This is a genomic window from Escherichia sp. E2748, assembly GCF_005781125.1.
In the GTDB taxonomy this organism is placed as follows: domain Bacteria; phylum Pseudomonadota; class Gammaproteobacteria; order Enterobacterales; family Enterobacteriaceae; genus Escherichia.
Genome location: NZ_VATP01000010.1, coordinates 106167 through 120425, shown reverse-complemented (window position 1 = coordinate 120425; position 14259 = coordinate 106167). Strand labels below are relative to the sequence as shown.

The 14259-nt window shown below is 43.8% G+C and carries 16 protein-coding genes; 4 read left to right on the top strand and 12 right to left on the bottom strand.

The features are described 5' to 3' along the window. Positions 1–70 precede the first annotated feature (70 nt). From rfaY to rfaQ, 8 genes are read right to left on the bottom strand one after another with little or no spacing between them, the layout of a single operon-like run. A complete protein-coding gene (rfaY, locus tag FEK42_RS11375) occupies positions 71–769 on the bottom strand; it encodes a lipopolysaccharide core heptose(II) kinase RfaY (protein WP_135493151.1) in 699 nt (232 codons plus the stop codon). 17 nt (positions 770–786) lie between these two features. Continuing rightward, positions 787–1803: a lipopolysaccharide 1,2-glucosyltransferase RfaJ gene (rfaJ, locus tag FEK42_RS11370; RefSeq protein ID WP_135493152.1), complete on the bottom strand. Its 1017-nt coding sequence runs from the start codon at positions 1801–1803 to the stop codon at positions 787–789. Positions 1804–1842: 39 nt separating this feature from the next. Further along, complete coding sequence (gene waaO, locus FEK42_RS11365; protein ID WP_138211830.1) at positions 1843–2862, bottom strand: lipopolysaccharide 3-alpha-galactosyltransferase; 1020 nt, start codon at positions 2860–2862, stop codon at positions 1843–1845. Beyond that, complete coding sequence (waaB, locus tag FEK42_RS11360; protein WP_135493154.1) at positions 2862–3941, bottom strand: lipopolysaccharide 1,6-galactosyltransferase; 1080 nt, start codon at positions 3939–3941, stop codon at positions 2862–2864. The genes waaO and waaB overlap by 1 nt, the downstream gene beginning before the upstream one ends. A 43-nt stretch (positions 3942–3984) precedes the next feature. Then, positions 3985–4920, bottom strand: a complete 936-nt coding sequence (rfaS, locus tag FEK42_RS11355) for an LPS core biosynthesis protein RfaS (protein WP_135493155.1) — start codon at positions 4918–4920, stop codon at positions 3985–3987. Between the two features lie 36 nt (positions 4921–4956). Then, positions 4957–5754 (bottom strand): lipopolysaccharide core heptose(I) kinase RfaP, encoded by a 798-nt coding sequence (gene rfaP, locus FEK42_RS11350; RefSeq protein WP_135493156.1) that lies wholly within the window; start codon positions 5752–5754, stop codon positions 4957–4959. Then, on the bottom strand, positions 5747–6871 hold the full coding sequence (gene rfaG / locus FEK42_RS11345) for a lipopolysaccharide glucosyltransferase I (RefSeq protein ID WP_135493157.1): 1125 nt from the start codon (positions 6869–6871) through the stop codon (positions 5747–5749). The genes rfaP and rfaG overlap by 8 nt, the downstream gene beginning before the upstream one ends. Continuing rightward, complete coding sequence (gene rfaQ, locus FEK42_RS11340; RefSeq protein ID WP_130206721.1) at positions 6868–7938, bottom strand: lipopolysaccharide core heptosyltransferase RfaQ; 1071 nt, start codon at positions 7936–7938, stop codon at positions 6868–6870. The genes rfaG and rfaQ overlap by 4 nt, the downstream gene beginning before the upstream one ends. 403 nt (positions 7939–8341) lie before the next feature. Here rfaQ and waaA point away from each other — a divergent pair, with 403 nt between their 5' ends. Together waaA and coaD are read left to right on the top strand one after the other, a co-directional pair. Next, positions 8342–9619 (top strand): lipid IV(A) 3-deoxy-D-manno-octulosonic acid transferase, encoded by a 1278-nt coding sequence (waaA, locus tag FEK42_RS11335; protein WP_131161542.1) that lies wholly within the window; start codon positions 8342–8344, stop codon positions 9617–9619. Positions 9620–9626: 7 nt separating this feature from the next. Then, positions 9627–10106 carry a pantetheine-phosphate adenylyltransferase gene (gene coaD / locus FEK42_RS11330; RefSeq protein ID WP_001171866.1) on the top strand — a complete coding sequence of 160 codons (480 nt, stop codon included), beginning with the start codon at positions 9627–9629 and terminating at the stop codon, positions 10104–10106. A gap of 38 nt (positions 10107–10144) precedes the next feature. On the opposite strand, the gene mutM is transcribed toward coaD, so the two are convergent. From mutM to radC, 4 genes are all read right to left on the bottom strand, one after another. After that, on the bottom strand, positions 10145–10954 hold the full coding sequence (gene mutM, locus FEK42_RS11325; RefSeq protein WP_130206725.1) for a bifunctional DNA-formamidopyrimidine glycosylase/DNA-(apurinic or apyrimidinic site) lyase: 810 nt from the start codon (positions 10952–10954) through the stop codon (positions 10145–10147). Positions 10955–11051: 97 nt separating this feature from the next. Further along, positions 11052–11219 carry a 50S ribosomal protein L33 gene (gene rpmG, locus FEK42_RS11320; protein WP_001051798.1) on the bottom strand — a complete coding sequence of 56 codons (168 nt, stop codon included), beginning with the start codon at positions 11217–11219 and terminating at the stop codon, positions 11052–11054. 20 nt (positions 11220–11239) lie between these two features. Further along, positions 11240–11476 carry a 50S ribosomal protein L28 gene (rpmB, locus tag FEK42_RS11315; RefSeq protein WP_000091955.1) on the bottom strand — a complete coding sequence of 79 codons (237 nt, stop codon included), beginning with the start codon at positions 11474–11476 and terminating at the stop codon, positions 11240–11242. Positions 11477–11692: 216 nt separating this feature from the next. Further along, the gene (gene radC, locus FEK42_RS11310) at positions 11693–12361 is read right to left on the bottom strand and encodes a DNA repair protein RadC (RefSeq protein ID WP_130215158.1); all 669 of its coding nucleotides are present in this window, start codon (positions 12359–12361) and stop codon (positions 11693–11695) included. A 171-nt stretch (positions 12362–12532) separates the two neighbouring features. On the opposite strand from radC, the gene coaBC reads away from it, so the two are divergent. Continuing rightward, the gene (gene coaBC / locus FEK42_RS11305; protein ID WP_130215156.1) at positions 12533–13753 is read left to right on the top strand and encodes a bifunctional phosphopantothenoylcysteine decarboxylase/phosphopantothenate--cysteine ligase CoaBC; all 1221 of its coding nucleotides are present in this window, start codon (positions 12533–12535) and stop codon (positions 13751–13753) included. Then, on the top strand, positions 13731–14189 hold the full coding sequence (dut, locus tag FEK42_RS11300) for a dUTP diphosphatase (protein ID WP_000976070.1): 459 nt from the start codon (positions 13731–13733) through the stop codon (positions 14187–14189). Before coaBC ends, dut begins: the two co-directional genes overlap by 23 nt. The last annotated feature ends 70 nt before the right edge of the window (positions 14190–14259 follow it).

Sequence of the window (14259 nt, the reverse complement as noted above, 5' to 3'; positions counted from 1 at the left end):
AAACCTGTGAAATAAATAACTCCGCTTAAAACTGTCCTGGTGAAGACATGTAATTATGGATATTTCTATTTTAGCGCGCTGGTTTCCCTTTCAAACGCCGCATAAAATTGCGCATTTTTTTACGATATACTAAAAGATAATAGCCTAGATCTTTAATCTCATTTTTAATACCGTAATGACGCTCTAAGTCAATACGATCTTTCGCTTTACGCTGCGCTGAAGCACGTTTTCCGGAGAGATCAATAATTCGAACCTCACCATTTTTTATAATGAAGTTACCACGATGGGGGTCGCCAGAAACCATGCCATGTTGATGTAAGGAATTAATTGATTGCTGAATTTTATTTTTTAGCACATCATCAATATCAGGCATATCACACAACTCTATGCCATCAATATACTCGATGATCATGATATAAGTATGGACAAATCGTAAGTTTTTCCGTTCAGCTAATAAATAAAAATCATTGAGTGTATTTAACCCTTCATTTCTTACTTTTTGGGTTTGCTCAAAAAGGCGTTCGTAATAATCACCTTTTAACAGAGACTTAAAGAAACGTTCGTTACGCTTAACTTTCGGAGAAAAAACCTTAAGAATCAATTTACCGTAATCGGTATCAATAAGCATAACTTTTGTATCATCAATAGAACGAAAAACCTTGATGATATTTATATTATAAGACAAGAAGTCATTTAATACATTGAGATACTTTGAATTGTTTTCATCGGTAAAAACAACCAAGTCTTTGATCTTGCTCTTCTGAATCATAATAAACCAGTTAAATGTTATTTACGGTAATATTTTCGGCAAAGATAACAGACTCCTGCTATAATTCCTGAGATATATTTATGCTGTACTAAAAGATGTTTATATCTTTTTTTAAATTCAATAATTGATTTTGCATCTCGTGGAGAGTCATCATTCCATGGTGAATTTTCTAAAGCTATTTTATAGTATTTTACCGATGGATAAATTGCCCATTTGTGCCACGGTTTAGTTGCACCTGTATAATGAATAAGCAGAGTACTTTCTGTAATCAGTTTTTTATAGTTTTGATGTGTTTTGTCTTTTAATTCACTTTTAATTGTATAAATTGTATTGTACTCACGAGGCAAAAATATTGTCATCCCTTTCAGTAAGATATTCATAACATCCTGATCAGGGTATTTATAAACATTATCTTTACTCATAAGAATAGACAACGCTTTTTCTGTTAGTTTTGCGTCAGCCCATTTTTTTAAGTCTAAATAAACGACGCCGGAATTAAAGTACTGCCCAAGTAATTCAGGATCGGACAACCTGGATACCGCCTTTTCCTGCATTGGCTCAACATCTTTAACAACAGCAGCAACCGCTCCGTTTAAATCCAGATACAATAGTTGGCTAATATCGCCTTTACAAACAACATCTGCATCAAGATAAAGCAAACGATCAAGCGTTAAACCCAATAATTGAAATGCAAATAAACGGAAGTACATTGCTCTTGACCAGACCTGTGTACAAGGCAAGCACTGGAGCTTATCAGTGTTAATTCTATATAGCGTGATTCTTAATTGGTATTGCTCTGCAAGCTTTGCGACTTTTTGAAAAAAACCATCATTATAAACGTCAGCAATAATATAAAAATCAAGATTAATATGTCGATTGTTTAGGACAATTGATGTGATGGAAACACCTACACCATCAAGATAATTAGCATCGACACCATAGGCAACATTTAAACATTCAGAAGTATTTATATTAACTAGCCGATAATCCCAGGCTTTAACTTTATCTATCTCTATGGCAGGAAATGAGTCCACAATGCTACCCTTATATCATTACTTTATAGTTTCCCAGTTTTAATGCTTTATCTTTTCAATAAAATAAAAAAGATAATTGCTAAATCCTTTTAGATATCTATGCTTTTTAAGCATATGTTTTGCGCTATATCTTAATTGATTGCTATTGTTCGGTTTCAGCAACGCCGTGCTCTTCCATGGCGAAGCATTTTTTGCCTCCATAAAGGCTTGTGATACAGGATAATCCCAGGCCCAATCATGCCAGGGCTTGGTTGGACCGATATAGTGGATAAAAATAGTATCGTTGGTTACTGGGTTTGTAAAACTTTCTTTGAGTTGATAGTTTAAGCTAAACTGGGTGTTATATTTTATATCAGCAAAAATAAGTCTGTCTGCCAGCAACATATTTAATACATCCTGATCAGGATGTGTTATTTTTTTGACTATTTCTGGATCATTTAGCATTGCTATGGCTCGTGCAGAAACCTGCTGAGCCGCCCATTGGTCAGTATTAATCAATAAAAAACCGGAGTTAAAGTAACCTTTAGCAATTCCCGCAACACCTAACGAATGGGCGCGTTTTTCCCACCAGTCAGCTTGCCCTTCTGTAACAACCATTGCGACTTTATTGTCAGGAAATGAGAAATTAATTAGTGGCTCAATAGTCCCCTGACAGATGATATCTGCATCCAGATAAAGGACTTTAGACGTCTTATTAATAAAGTAATCTGCAATAACAAAGCGAAAATATATTGCATGAGTCCAGTTCTTAGTGCTAGGCAATGAGCGGAGTCGATCAGCATTAATCAGATATATTTTAATTCTGGTTTTATACTGCAGCGCCAGGGCATCAAAATACTTACGATCATCATCACCAAAATAGTCAGTAAAAATATGGAAACACAATCGACTTCCTTCATTATACTTTAATATTGAAGCAATCGAAATTCCGCAACCAAATAGAAAATTTCTGTCAGTCCCATAAGCGATATCCAAACAAAGATTTTCTGTTTCTACTTTATGATTATAATCAATAACTGAATTAAGAAACTCAGTTTCCTGGAAAAACACCTGCTGCATTATTTCCTCCGGGAAATAGCAGAAATAATTATTTCATGTAATCTATCGTAATACTTCAATTGGTAAAACTTATCGATCGACGCAGGAATATTTTCATGTTCGATATGAATTTCACCTGCTATATATTTATTTAGAAGCGTTACAAAACCAGCAATATCTCCCGGTTGATACAGATGACCATTGACATCAGGTTGAATAATGTCAGCAGGCCCGGAGACACAATCGGCGCTGATGCAAGGAATTCCCCATGACAAGGCTTCAAGTAGGGTCATTGGGAAACCTTCAAAAGATGATGTGAGCAATAACGCACTCACTTTTTTAATATCTTGCTGGACCAATTCCCAGGGATGTTGTTGCCAACCATACCAGACAATTCGATCATCAATATTTAATTCTCTACCATAAGCCTGGCATTTTTCGAAATCGGAACCATCACCCAATACATGGAGTTTCCAGTTACCTTGCGCTTGTGATAAGCCATCAAGGAGGTCTTTAACCCGCTTCTGGCCCTCGAATTTCATACGCCCAACATAAATGAACGTTGCCGTTTCGCCTTCCTCAGGCGCAGGAATGACTGTGTCTTTAGCTTCGACTGGATTAAAAATAACATTTATCGTCGATTCTGCTACACCCCGATTAATCATTTGCTGTTTAATGCCAGAGCTGATTGCTAAATGATAGTCGGCACAGGTGATATATTCAGCATGTTTTTTGTGATCTAAAGAAAAATGTGGCCATGAAAATACTGGCACATTAATTCCTGATTTTTTACGTGCTTTGGCGGCAAACAGGCAGGAGATCACATCAATACAAATAACGATATCTGGTTGGTACTCCTGAAGCCATTTACTTAGAGCATAAATATGTTTCGCCCGACGCAAAAAACCTAAACGAATATTGGAAAATGAACATGAGTATTTAATACCTTCCAGCCATCCCTTATCCATTTTATCATTACGACAAAAGAAAAACATTTCACTATGGATATGTTGTTTCCTGAAGGTAGTAATAACATCACGAATGACTGTTTCCATGCCGCCAAATCCAGAAACAGCTTCGCCGATAAATGCTATTTTCATTGAAACTCTCATTAATTGAGTAAAGCTCACTGTTTTAATGATTTTATTTTTCTATAAAATCAGAAACAATTGTTGACATCATTTTATCAGGGCTGAATTTATATAAGCTATCATAATCCATTGGTTTAACAGATGAGTTAATAAAATACTCTAATTTATCCCAATCATCATGACCTATTATAAAAAAGCGAGACTCACTATAGATTTCTGAACCAAGTATATTTATATTATTAGTAATTAATTTTTTATTGAAAAATAGTGCCTCAAGTATACGAAGAGTCCAGCCAGATTGGTTTTCTTTAGTTATATCAACAATTATATTAGCATTTAATGTTCTTCTAATATTCTCTTCATACGGTATTTGTTCTTCAATCAAATACTTTGAAGTCGGAGATGATGTTTTATCTTTGACAACATTAAAATCTAACTTACATCCTAGTGTTGTTAATCTATCGGCTAATTCATTAATTATTTGAAGACGTCCTTTATCACGACCAAGAAAAAAACATATTGGCTGACTGTTATTTTTGTCAGATAAACTATAATTTCTAATTTCATCCATTCCTATAGGAAAAAATTGTTCTATTGCCTTGGTCTTTTCATTCCCTATAAATCTATGCTCAAAATCATAGATAATATCAAAATAATTAGTGTTATCAAAAATAAAATCTTCGCTGACAGTATTTCTTAGAAGCAAAACTTTATGACAGTTAATGTTTTTTAATATTTGTTTATTGATACCTTTATTAATAACGCTGTCATTAAAGATAATTATGTCATCTTTTCTGATATCATTGAGGTAATGCTTGATGAATAATCGCCCCAGCCATGCATTATCCATCCCTAATTTCGAAATTTTCTTATTAACCCAGTTGTATTTTTTTGGTGTTGTTATATTTTTTATCTTGTACTTTTTTTTCAGGTACTGGATCATTCTTAATTCATAATCTGCAACCCAGTTTATAAAATAAATAGTCATAATGAGGTTAGTTCCAGTACATACTGATAAATATTTTTATAATCCTTTGCGTTGTGTTCGCTCTTTAATATGCTCGGCCTTAACACTTGCCATGTTCAATAAATTCCGTTCAAGAGATAATATCTTACGTAAAGGCATCCCAAAATAAACCTTCATAAATCGCCAGATATCTCTCTGCGTCAGCCCTATATTCATTGATGAGAAATACAAACCAATCAAATCTTTATCCCGCCAACGACGCGGTACTTTTGCCCGTATCTGTGCCCGATGCAGATCGATAACCGAAATTTTTAATTCATCTTCCCGGCCAGTAAATGGCAAATGGAGCAAAAAGTGGCAAATATAACAGTCGCGGTGGTTTATCCCTGCGGCGTGCATTTTACGCACCATGGTTGCCACTCGTGTAATCAGCATACGCTTTACACGTATATCAGGCGGGTTGACTGCCCAATCAGCACAATAATCTTCAAGGCTAATCGTGGGAGTGAGATCTTCGGTAATAATAAATGATGTGCGAGTTAATGGATTTAACCCTTTTTCACCAAACCCAATGCCCTTCATTGTATCAACGCCAACATCACTCAGGCGATGAATAGCGTGCCACTCTCTGTCTGCGCCTAAAACGGGCATCCGCAATGAGAGCAGGTTTTTTATAATTTCTTTTAAAGTCGTCCCTTTGTGCCATTTGAGGAAATAGCTTTTCCCGGCCAGTTCAAAGCGTAATGTGCGACGCGTCTCGAGTTCACGAAAGACCTCGCCATTTAGTTTTTTGACTTCTGCAAAAGCATCTTTACCACGCCAAAGTGTGGCAAGCGGCTCTTTTAATTCAACCATCTAAACCACCTGTAATGATATCTGCGGCTTTCTCTGGCAGGCTATACAAATCCTGAGTATCGGCATAATGGCGAGCATTCTCCGCCCAGGCCATTCGTAATGGAGACTGTGTTAACGCTTTACGTAAAACTTCATTTAATTGTTCCTGGGAGAAAGGTTCAGCGATGACCGTTCCACAATTGGCATCCGCAATATAATGCGCATATCCACATACTGCAGTTGTTAAAACAGGTAATCCAGCAGTGATCGCTTCAAGAAGAACGATACCCGCGGCTTCCTGATAAGCGGGATGCAGTAATAAATCAGCGGCTGCCATTAATTCTGACACATCATTGCGGCCAGAGAAGAAATGCACATTGCTCCGCACGCCGAGTTTTTCTGCCAACGCTTCAAATTTCCGCGGTTTATCCTGACCAACAACAAATAAAAGCGTATTGTGACGTAATGATTCCGGTAACGATGCCAAAGCCTCAATTGAGCGATCCACACCTTTACGGCCAAAATCTGATCCAACCTGCAGTAATAAGTTTTGTTGCTCTTTTATGCCATTTTTCTGGCGATAAATTTCACGACTGTTTGGGATTTGCTCGCTGTATTTTCTGTCCGGATAAATACCGGGAGGAAGAATTTGAAAACGTTCAGATTCAGTTTGATAATGCTTCTGGAAATCGGCGATTTGCTTATCGGTCAGCATCATAAGTTTCGTCGATTTACCCTGCTCGAAAGTCGCTCGCTCAAATGCGGCATAATGGCAATATCGTGATGTTAAACGATATAAAAAACCTTTTTCTTGCGCAACTTTCTCGGCGTAACAAACATCAGCGGCAAAATAAACATCCAGACCTGGCATCTTATTAAACCCAACAACGCGATCAGCGGGATGCGCTTTGAGATGATTTTGTACCCAGGCATAATATTCTGCAGTGCGTCCATGGTTGGTATGGGACTTAACTGGCACCTGGATAAGCTCAAATGCTTTCGGGCAATCACCTTCCCACGACTGCGTATAGACTCGAACATGGTGGCCCCGTGCGGCAACTGTTGATGCAATGCGCATAAAGTCACGTTGAAGCCCACCAAATGGAAAATATTTATATAAACAAAACGCCACGATCATAATTGTGTATTCCTGTCAGCTGATGGGGCATCTTCTGGCAACAGCTTTTCCGTAGCGGCGATCACATCTTCCGCTGGAATAACAGAAAGATATTTTTTGTTGCGGTCAAGTTCATGACGGGTCGGCATTTTCTGATAATTCCCCGCCCAGAATTGAATAATATTCTCAGTCCATGGGCGCCAGAATACATGATCAGTGGCCCCAAATAGACTAATAACTGGCGTCTTCACCGCCGCCGCAATATGCCCCGGCGCAGAATCCACACCAATAAAAAGCACTGCATGATCAATTAACGCGCCTAGTTCAGGAAAACGTGTTTTACCTGCAAGGCCAGTAATGGGTTTTGTTTCGCAACCTCGTGCAATCTCATCTACACAAGCGAGATCATCTGCCGAAGGCCCACAGGTCAGGACAACCTGATACCCTCGCTGTTGCAGCGCATCGATAACCTTAGAAAATTTATCGTTATCCCAGCACTTAAATATCTGACGCGCTGTCGGCTGGATGACAACATAATGATCTTTTACGCCTAGGGCATCTAACTCCTGGCGCATCTTCTTCCAGCAATCTTCGGCGTAACTCATTGTTGTGTCGGTGTAGAAATCGGTAATACCTAATGGCTCAAGGACCGATAAATTACGCTCAACAATATGTGTGCCGTGTATTGGCGCTAAGTGGGTGAAGCTTTTTTTCCAAATGCCATGCTGCCGATGACCATAAAGTTGCGATATTTTCATCCGTGCGGGTAAAAAACGTACCAGCAGCGCCACCATCCACTGATCCGTAAGATTAATGACCAGGTCATAATTATTCGCACGCAGAGTTTTTATCAACGAAAGCACATTTTTAATTTTATCGAATGTTCCCGCACCTTTATTGCTTATCCCGTAGAGCGCATTAATTTCCGGGTTTTCAGACAAAATAGGGATGGTATCCTGATAAAGCAGCATATCGATTTTTGCATCAGGATAATTCTGCTTGAGCGTACTGATGACAGGAGTAGTTAATAACATATCTCCATGATATCGCATCTTTATGACCAGAATTTTTCGAAATGGCTTTTCCACTAGCGACTCTTTTGTGTGATTGTCTGATTAAGTTAAGCAGAAAAAAAGCACGCTACCGCCCCAGGCTCAACAGCTACCTGAATACTGATAACGCACTTACTTGACGTGCTAGTGTATCATTTCTTTCGCAGCAATCCGACCCGAATGATTTTTATACACGAAATATGTTTTAATCATAAAAATCAAATAGATAAAAAAGCATATCAATAATGTCGGTATGGCCTATGTAGAGTTGAAAATGGGGCCGAGTTTCAATGAATCGCATAAAAATACAAAAAAAATGAAGATGTAGCGGCAGATCAGACCAAACTGAAGCTATTTAAGTCAAAAACGGGAAAAGTAATGGTAAAGCCACCGTTAAATACATAGAATCCCCAGCACATCCATAAGTCAGCTATTTATTATGCTCGAATTGCTTTACACCGCCCTTCTCTACCTTATTCAGCCGCTAATCTGGATACGGCTCTGGGTGCGCGGACGTAAGGCTCCGGCCTATCGAAAACGCTGGGGTGAACGTTACGGTTTTTACCGCCATCCGCTAACACCAGGCGGCATTATGCTGCACTCCGTCTCCGTCGGTGAAACCCTGGCGGCAATCCCGTTGGTGCGCGCGCTGCGTCATCGCTATCCTGATTTACCAATCACAGTCACGACTATGACGCCGACTGGTTCGGAGCGCGTACAATCGGCTTTTGGAAAAGATGTTCAGCACGTCTATCTGCCTTACGATCTGCCCGATGCGCTCAACCGTTTCCTGAATAAAGTCGACCCAAAACTGGTGTTGATTATGGAAACCGAACTATGGCCTAACCTGATTGCGGCGCTACATAAACGTAAAATTCCACTGGTTATCGCTAATGCGCGACTCTCTGCACGCTCTGCCGCAGGTTACGCCAAACTGGGTAAATTTGTTCGTCGCTTGCTCCGCCGTATTACGCTGATTGCTGCGCAAAATGAAGAAGATGCTGCGCGCTTTGTGACGCTGGGTGCAAAAAATAATCAGGTCACCGTCACCGGTAGCCTGAAATTCGATATTTCAGTGACGCCACAGTTGGCCGCTAAAGCAGTAACACTGCGCCGCCAGTGGGCGCCGCATCGTCCAGTATGGATTGCCACCAGTACTCATGATGGCGAAGAGAGCGTAGTGATTGCCGCCCATCAGGCGCTGTTACAACAGTTCCCGAATTTATTGCTCATCCTGGTACCCCGTCATCCGGAACGCTTCCCGGATGCGATTAACCTTGTCCGCCAGGCTGGACTAAGCTATATCACACGCTCCTCAGGGGAAGTCCCCTCCACCAGCACGCAGGTTGTGGTTGGCGATACGATGGGCGAACTGATGTTGCTGTACGGTATTGCCGATCTCGCGTTTGTTGGCGGTTCACTGGTTGAACGCGGTGGGCATAATCCGCTGGAGGCCGCCGCACACGCTATCCCGGTGTTGATGGGGCCGCATACCTTTAACTTTAAAGACATTTGCGCGCGGCTGGAGCAGGCAAGCGGGCTGATTACCGTCACCGATGCCACTACGCTTGCAAAAGAGGTTTCCTCTTTACTCACCGACGCCGATTACCGTAGTTTCTATGGCCGTCATGCCGTTGAAGTGCTGTATCAAAACCAGGGCGCGCTACAGCGTCTGCTTCAACTGCTGGAACCTTACCTGCCACCGAAAACGCATTGAGGTTGTTATGCAAAAACGGGCGATTTATCCGGGTACTTTCGATCCCATTACCAATGGTCATATCGATATCGTGACGCGCGCCACGCAGATGTTCGATCACGTTATTCTGGCGATTGCCGCCAGCCCCAGTAAAAAACCGATGTTTACTCTGGAAGAGCGTGTGGCGCTGGCACAACAGGCAACTGCGCATCTGGGAAACGTTGAAGTGGTCGGATTTAGCGATTTGATGGCAAACTTCGCCCGCAATCAACACGCTACGGTGCTGATTCGTGGCCTGCGTGCGGTGGCAGATTTTGAATATGAAATGCAGCTGGCGCATATGAATCGCCACTTAATGCCAGAACTGGAAAGTGTGTTTCTGATGCCGTCGAAAGAGTGGTCGTTTATATCTTCATCGTTGGTGAAAGAGGTGGCGCGCCATCAGGGCGATGTCACCCATTTCCTGCCGGAGAATGTCCATCAGGCGCTGATGGCGAAGTTAGCGTAGCGTTTATGCCGGATGGTATGCCATCCGGCAAGCATCAATTATTTCTGGCAGTGCTTGCAATAAAACGTTGCCCGCTGCGCATGTTTAGACGCCACAATCGGCGTACCGCACACCCGACACTGCTCACCTTTTCGCCCGTAAACCTGCAATTCCTGCGCGAAATAGCCCGGTTTACCATCACTTTGCAGAAAATCTTTCAGCGTCGTGCCGCCCTGCTCAATTGAACGCAGCAACACCGCTTTAATCACCCGAGCTAACAATTCACACTCTGCCAGCGACAGTGATGACGCCAGCCGATCCGGATGGATCCCCGCCGCAAACAGAGATTCGCTGGCATAGATATTCCCTACGCCTACCACCAGTTTGTTATCCATCAGCCAGGGCTTAATCGCCGTCTTTTTCTTCGCGCACTTCTGATGCAGGTACTCACCGTTGAAATCGTCGCTAAGCGGCTCCGGTCCAAGATGGACCAGCACGTTGTGCCCTTCCAGCTCTTTGGTCCACAGCCAGGCACCAAAGCGGCGCGGATCGGTGTAGCGCAGCACTTTACCGTTGCTCATCACCAAATCAACATGGTCATGCTTTTCAGGGGGAAGGTCTTCCGTAAGTATGCGCAAACTGCCAGACATGCCCAGATGAATGATAATCCAGCCCTCAGGCAGCTCCAGCAGCAGATATTTAGCACGGCGCTGTACACTTAGCACTGGTTGATCGCTTAAACGGTAGATTTCTTCCGAAACCGGCCAGCGCAAGCGTCCGTTGCGCACCACCGCATGAAGAATGGTTGCACCAACGAGATGCGGTTCTATGCCGCGACGGCTGGTTTCAACTTCGGGTAATTCAGGCATAGCATCTCCAGGAATGAACAGATGCAGTCAATATGGGGGCAGGCAGATAACAAAAAACCCCGCCGTAGCGAGGTTTTTCGTTACATCAAAGCGAAAATTATTTGATTTTCGCTTCTTTGTAGATCACGTGCTGGCGAACAACTGGATCGAATTTTTTCAGTTCCAGTTTTTCCGGCTTAGTACGTTTGTTCTTCGTAGTGGTATAGAAGTGACCAGTACCAGCAGAAGAAACCAGCTTGATTTTCTCACGAATACCTTTAGCCATGATTTATTTCCTCTAAGTACTTAGTACTTTTCGCCACGGGCACGCAGTTCAGCCAGAACTGTATCGATGCCTTTTTTATCGATTACACGCATACCTTTAGCAGATACGCGCAGGGTGACAAAACGCTTCTCGCTCTCAACCCAGAAACGGTGAGAGTGCAGGTTCGGCAGGAAACGGCGTTTAGTCGCGTTCAGTGCGTGGGAACGGTTGTTACCGGTCACCGGACGCTTGCCAGTAACTTGGCAGACTCGGGACATGTCTATTCTCCAAAAATCAAATTAGCTCGAGCTTCGTATGGGGTATTGGCGCCTCGTCAGGCTTTACAGCCCGGTCATCGCAGTTCTATGTGAACTCTCGATTGCCAGGCCCAAATGCCAAACCCGAGATTCTCAAAGGTGGCGTAGTATACGCTGACTCGGCGATGTGCTCAAGTCCCGAACAGACAAAGATCCCGAAGGATCGCGCATAGCGGATTAAATCCAGCCGCGTTCGGCAAAAGAAACATATTCTCCACGCCCAATCACGATATGGTCGAGCACGCGTAAATCCATGAACTGACAACTTTTTATTATCCGTTCGGTAATGAGTTTATCCGCTTTACTGGGTTCAGCACAACCAGAAGGGTGATTATGGGCAAGGATCAGCGCCGAGGCGTTTATTTTTATCGCTTCACGAATAATTTCTCGTGGATGGACTTCCACATGATTTAACGTGCCGGAAAAGAGTCGGCTGTGAGTAAGGACCCGGTGTTGGGAATCGAGAAAGATCACCATAAAGATCTCTCGTTCCTCTCCCGTAAGTTGGCTTTGTAAAAACTCCCTCGTCATCTCTGGGCTGAGCAACGGGCTTTCTTCGCGCATCCGCACGTTGTAGTAACGCCGCGCCAGTTCCGCAACTCCCTTTAACTGGGCGAATTTCGCCACACCAATTCCATGAACGCCACTAAATTGTTCATATTCAGAGGATAACAAGCCGTAAAGCGACCCAAAATTCTCCAGCATCTCTTTCGCCAGGGTTAACACATCCTTACCGCGCGTACCCGTACGCAGAAATAACGCCAGCAGTTCAACATCCGTTAACGCGCCAATGCCCAACTTCAGCATTTTTTCGCGTGGCATCAACAATTCTACATTGCTTTTCACCTTCACCTCCTTTGTGGAAGGCGCATGCTGTCATAGTCGTTTGGTTAAATCGACGGCCAGTTTTCAATCCTGGAAAGCGCCTCGCAAAGTGATTCTCAGGTGAAAGCACGACAACAAAAGTATTGTGATAAAATCGCCAACTTCTGGTGTCCCCCTACAGGAAAAATCATCATGAGCCTGGCCGGTAAAAAAATCGTTCTCGGCGTCAGCGGCGGTATTGCTGCCTATAAAACCCCTGAGCTGGTGCGTCGTTTGCGCGATCGCGGAGCAGACGTCCGCGTAGCCATGACCGAAGCGGCAAAAGCCTTTATCACCCCACTTAGCTTGCAGGCGGTTTCTGGGTATCCCGTTTCCGATAGTCTGCTGGATCCAGCAGCCGAGGCGGCTATGGGTCATATTGAGCTGGGTAAATGGGCTGATTTAGTAATTCTCGCCCCAGCCACCGCTGATTTGATTGCCCGCGTAGCTGCCGGGATGGCGAATGATCTGGTGTCAACGATTTGCCTGGCCACTCCCGCGCCTGTTGCCGTACTGCCAGCCATGAACCAGCAGATGTATCGTGCTGCGGCTACCCAACATAATTTAGAGGTACTTGCCTCACGTGGTTTGCTGATCTGGGGGCCAGATAGCGGCAGTCAGGCCTGTGGTGATATCGGCCCTGGGCGAATGCTCGATCCATTAACCATTGTGGATATGGCTGTCGCACATTTTTCGCCCGTCAACGACCTGAAACATCTGAATATTATGATTACCGCCGGCCCTACGCGTGAACCGCTCGATCCCGTGCGTTATATCTCTAATCACAGCTCCGGCAAGATGGGCTTTGCTATCGCCGCAGCCGCTGCCCGTCGCGGAGCGAACGTTACACTGGTTTCCGGACCGGTTTCGCTACCGACACCGCCGTTTGTTAAACGTGTGGATGTGATGACCGCACTGGAGATGGAAGCCGCTGTGAAGGCCTCTGTACAGCAGCAAAATATTTTTATCGGTTGCGCCGCCGTGGCTGATTATCGCGCAGCCGCTGTCGCCAGTGAAAAAATCAAAAAGCAGGCGACTCAGGGGGATGAATTAACAATAAAAATGGTCAAAAACCCTGATATCGTCGCTGGAGTTGCCGCACTAAAAGACCAAAGGCCTTATGTTGTTGGATTTGCGGCCGAAACAAATAATGTGGAAGAATACGCCCGGCAAAAACGTATTCGTAAAAACCTTGATCTGATCTGCGCGAACGATGTTTCCCGGCCAACTCAAGGATTTAACAGCGACAGCAATGCATTACACCTTTTCTGGCAAGACGGAGATAAAGTCTTACCGCTTGAGCGCAAAGAGCTCCTTGGCCAATTATTACTCGACGAGATCGTGACCCGTTATGATGAAAAAAATCGACGTTAAGATTCTGGACCCGCGCGTTGGGAAGGAATTTCCGCTCCCGACTTATGCCACTTCTGGTTCTGCCGGACTTGACCTGCGCGCCTGTCTCGACGACGCCGTAGAACTGGCGCCGGGCGACACCACCCTGGTACCTACCGGGTTGGCGATTCATATTGCCGACCCTTCACTGGCGGCGATGATGCTGCCGCGCTCCGGATTGGGACATAAGCACGGTATCGTGCTCGGCAACCTGGTAGGATTGATCGATTCTGACTATCAGGGCCAGTTGATGATTTCCGTGTGGAACCGTGGCCAGGACAGCTTCACCATTCAACCAGGCGAACGTATCGCGCAGATGATTTTTGTTCCGGTGGTACAGGCCGAATTTAATCTGGTGGAAGATTTTGACGCCACCGACCGCGGTGAAGGCGGCTTTGGTCACTCTGGTCGTCAGTAACACATACGCATCCAAATAACGTCATAACATTGCCGCAAACATTTCGTTTGCGGTCATAGCGTGGGTGCCG

Bases quoted from the DNA above. Each gene is read 5' to 3' on its own strand.
- rfaY (WP_135493151.1), bottom strand. From the start codon at position 769: ATGATTCAGAAGAGCAAGATCAAAGACTTGGTTGTTTTTACCGATGAA.
- waaO (WP_138211830.1), bottom strand. From the start codon at position 2,862: ATGCAGCAGGTGTTTTTCCAGGAAACTGAGTTTCTTAATTCAGTTATT.
- waaB (WP_135493154.1), bottom strand. From the start codon at position 3,941: ATGAAAATAGCATTTATCGGCGAAGCTGTTTCTGGATTTGGCGGCATG.
- rfaS (WP_135493155.1), bottom strand. From the start codon at position 4,920: ATGACTATTTATTTTATAAACTGGGTTGCAGATTATGAATTAAGAATG.
- rfaP (WP_135493156.1), bottom strand. From the start codon at position 5,754: ATGGTTGAATTAAAAGAGCCGCTTGCCACACTTTGGCGTGGTAAAGAT.
- rfaG (WP_135493157.1), bottom strand. From the start codon at position 6,871: ATGATCGTGGCGTTTTGTTTATATAAATATTTTCCATTTGGTGGGCTT.
- waaA (WP_131161542.1), top strand. From the start codon at position 8,342: ATGCTCGAATTGCTTTACACCGCCCTTCTCTACCTTATTCAGCCGCTA.
- coaD (WP_001171866.1), top strand. From the start codon at position 9,627: ATGCAAAAACGGGCGATTTATCCGGGTACTTTCGATCCCATTACCAAT.
- mutM (WP_130206725.1), bottom strand. From the start codon at position 10,954: ATGCCTGAATTACCCGAAGTTGAAACCAGCCGTCGCGGCATAGAACCG.
- rpmG (WP_001051798.1), bottom strand. From the start codon at position 11,219: ATGGCTAAAGGTATTCGTGAGAAAATCAAGCTGGTTTCTTCTGCTGGT.
- rpmB (WP_000091955.1), bottom strand. From the start codon at position 11,476: ATGTCCCGAGTCTGCCAAGTTACTGGCAAGCGTCCGGTGACCGGTAAC.
- coaBC (WP_130215156.1), top strand. From the start codon at position 12,533: ATGAGCCTGGCCGGTAAAAAAATCGTTCTCGGCGTCAGCGGCGGTATT.
- dut (WP_000976070.1), top strand. From the start codon at position 13,731: ATGATGAAAAAAATCGACGTTAAGATTCTGGACCCGCGCGTTGGGAAG.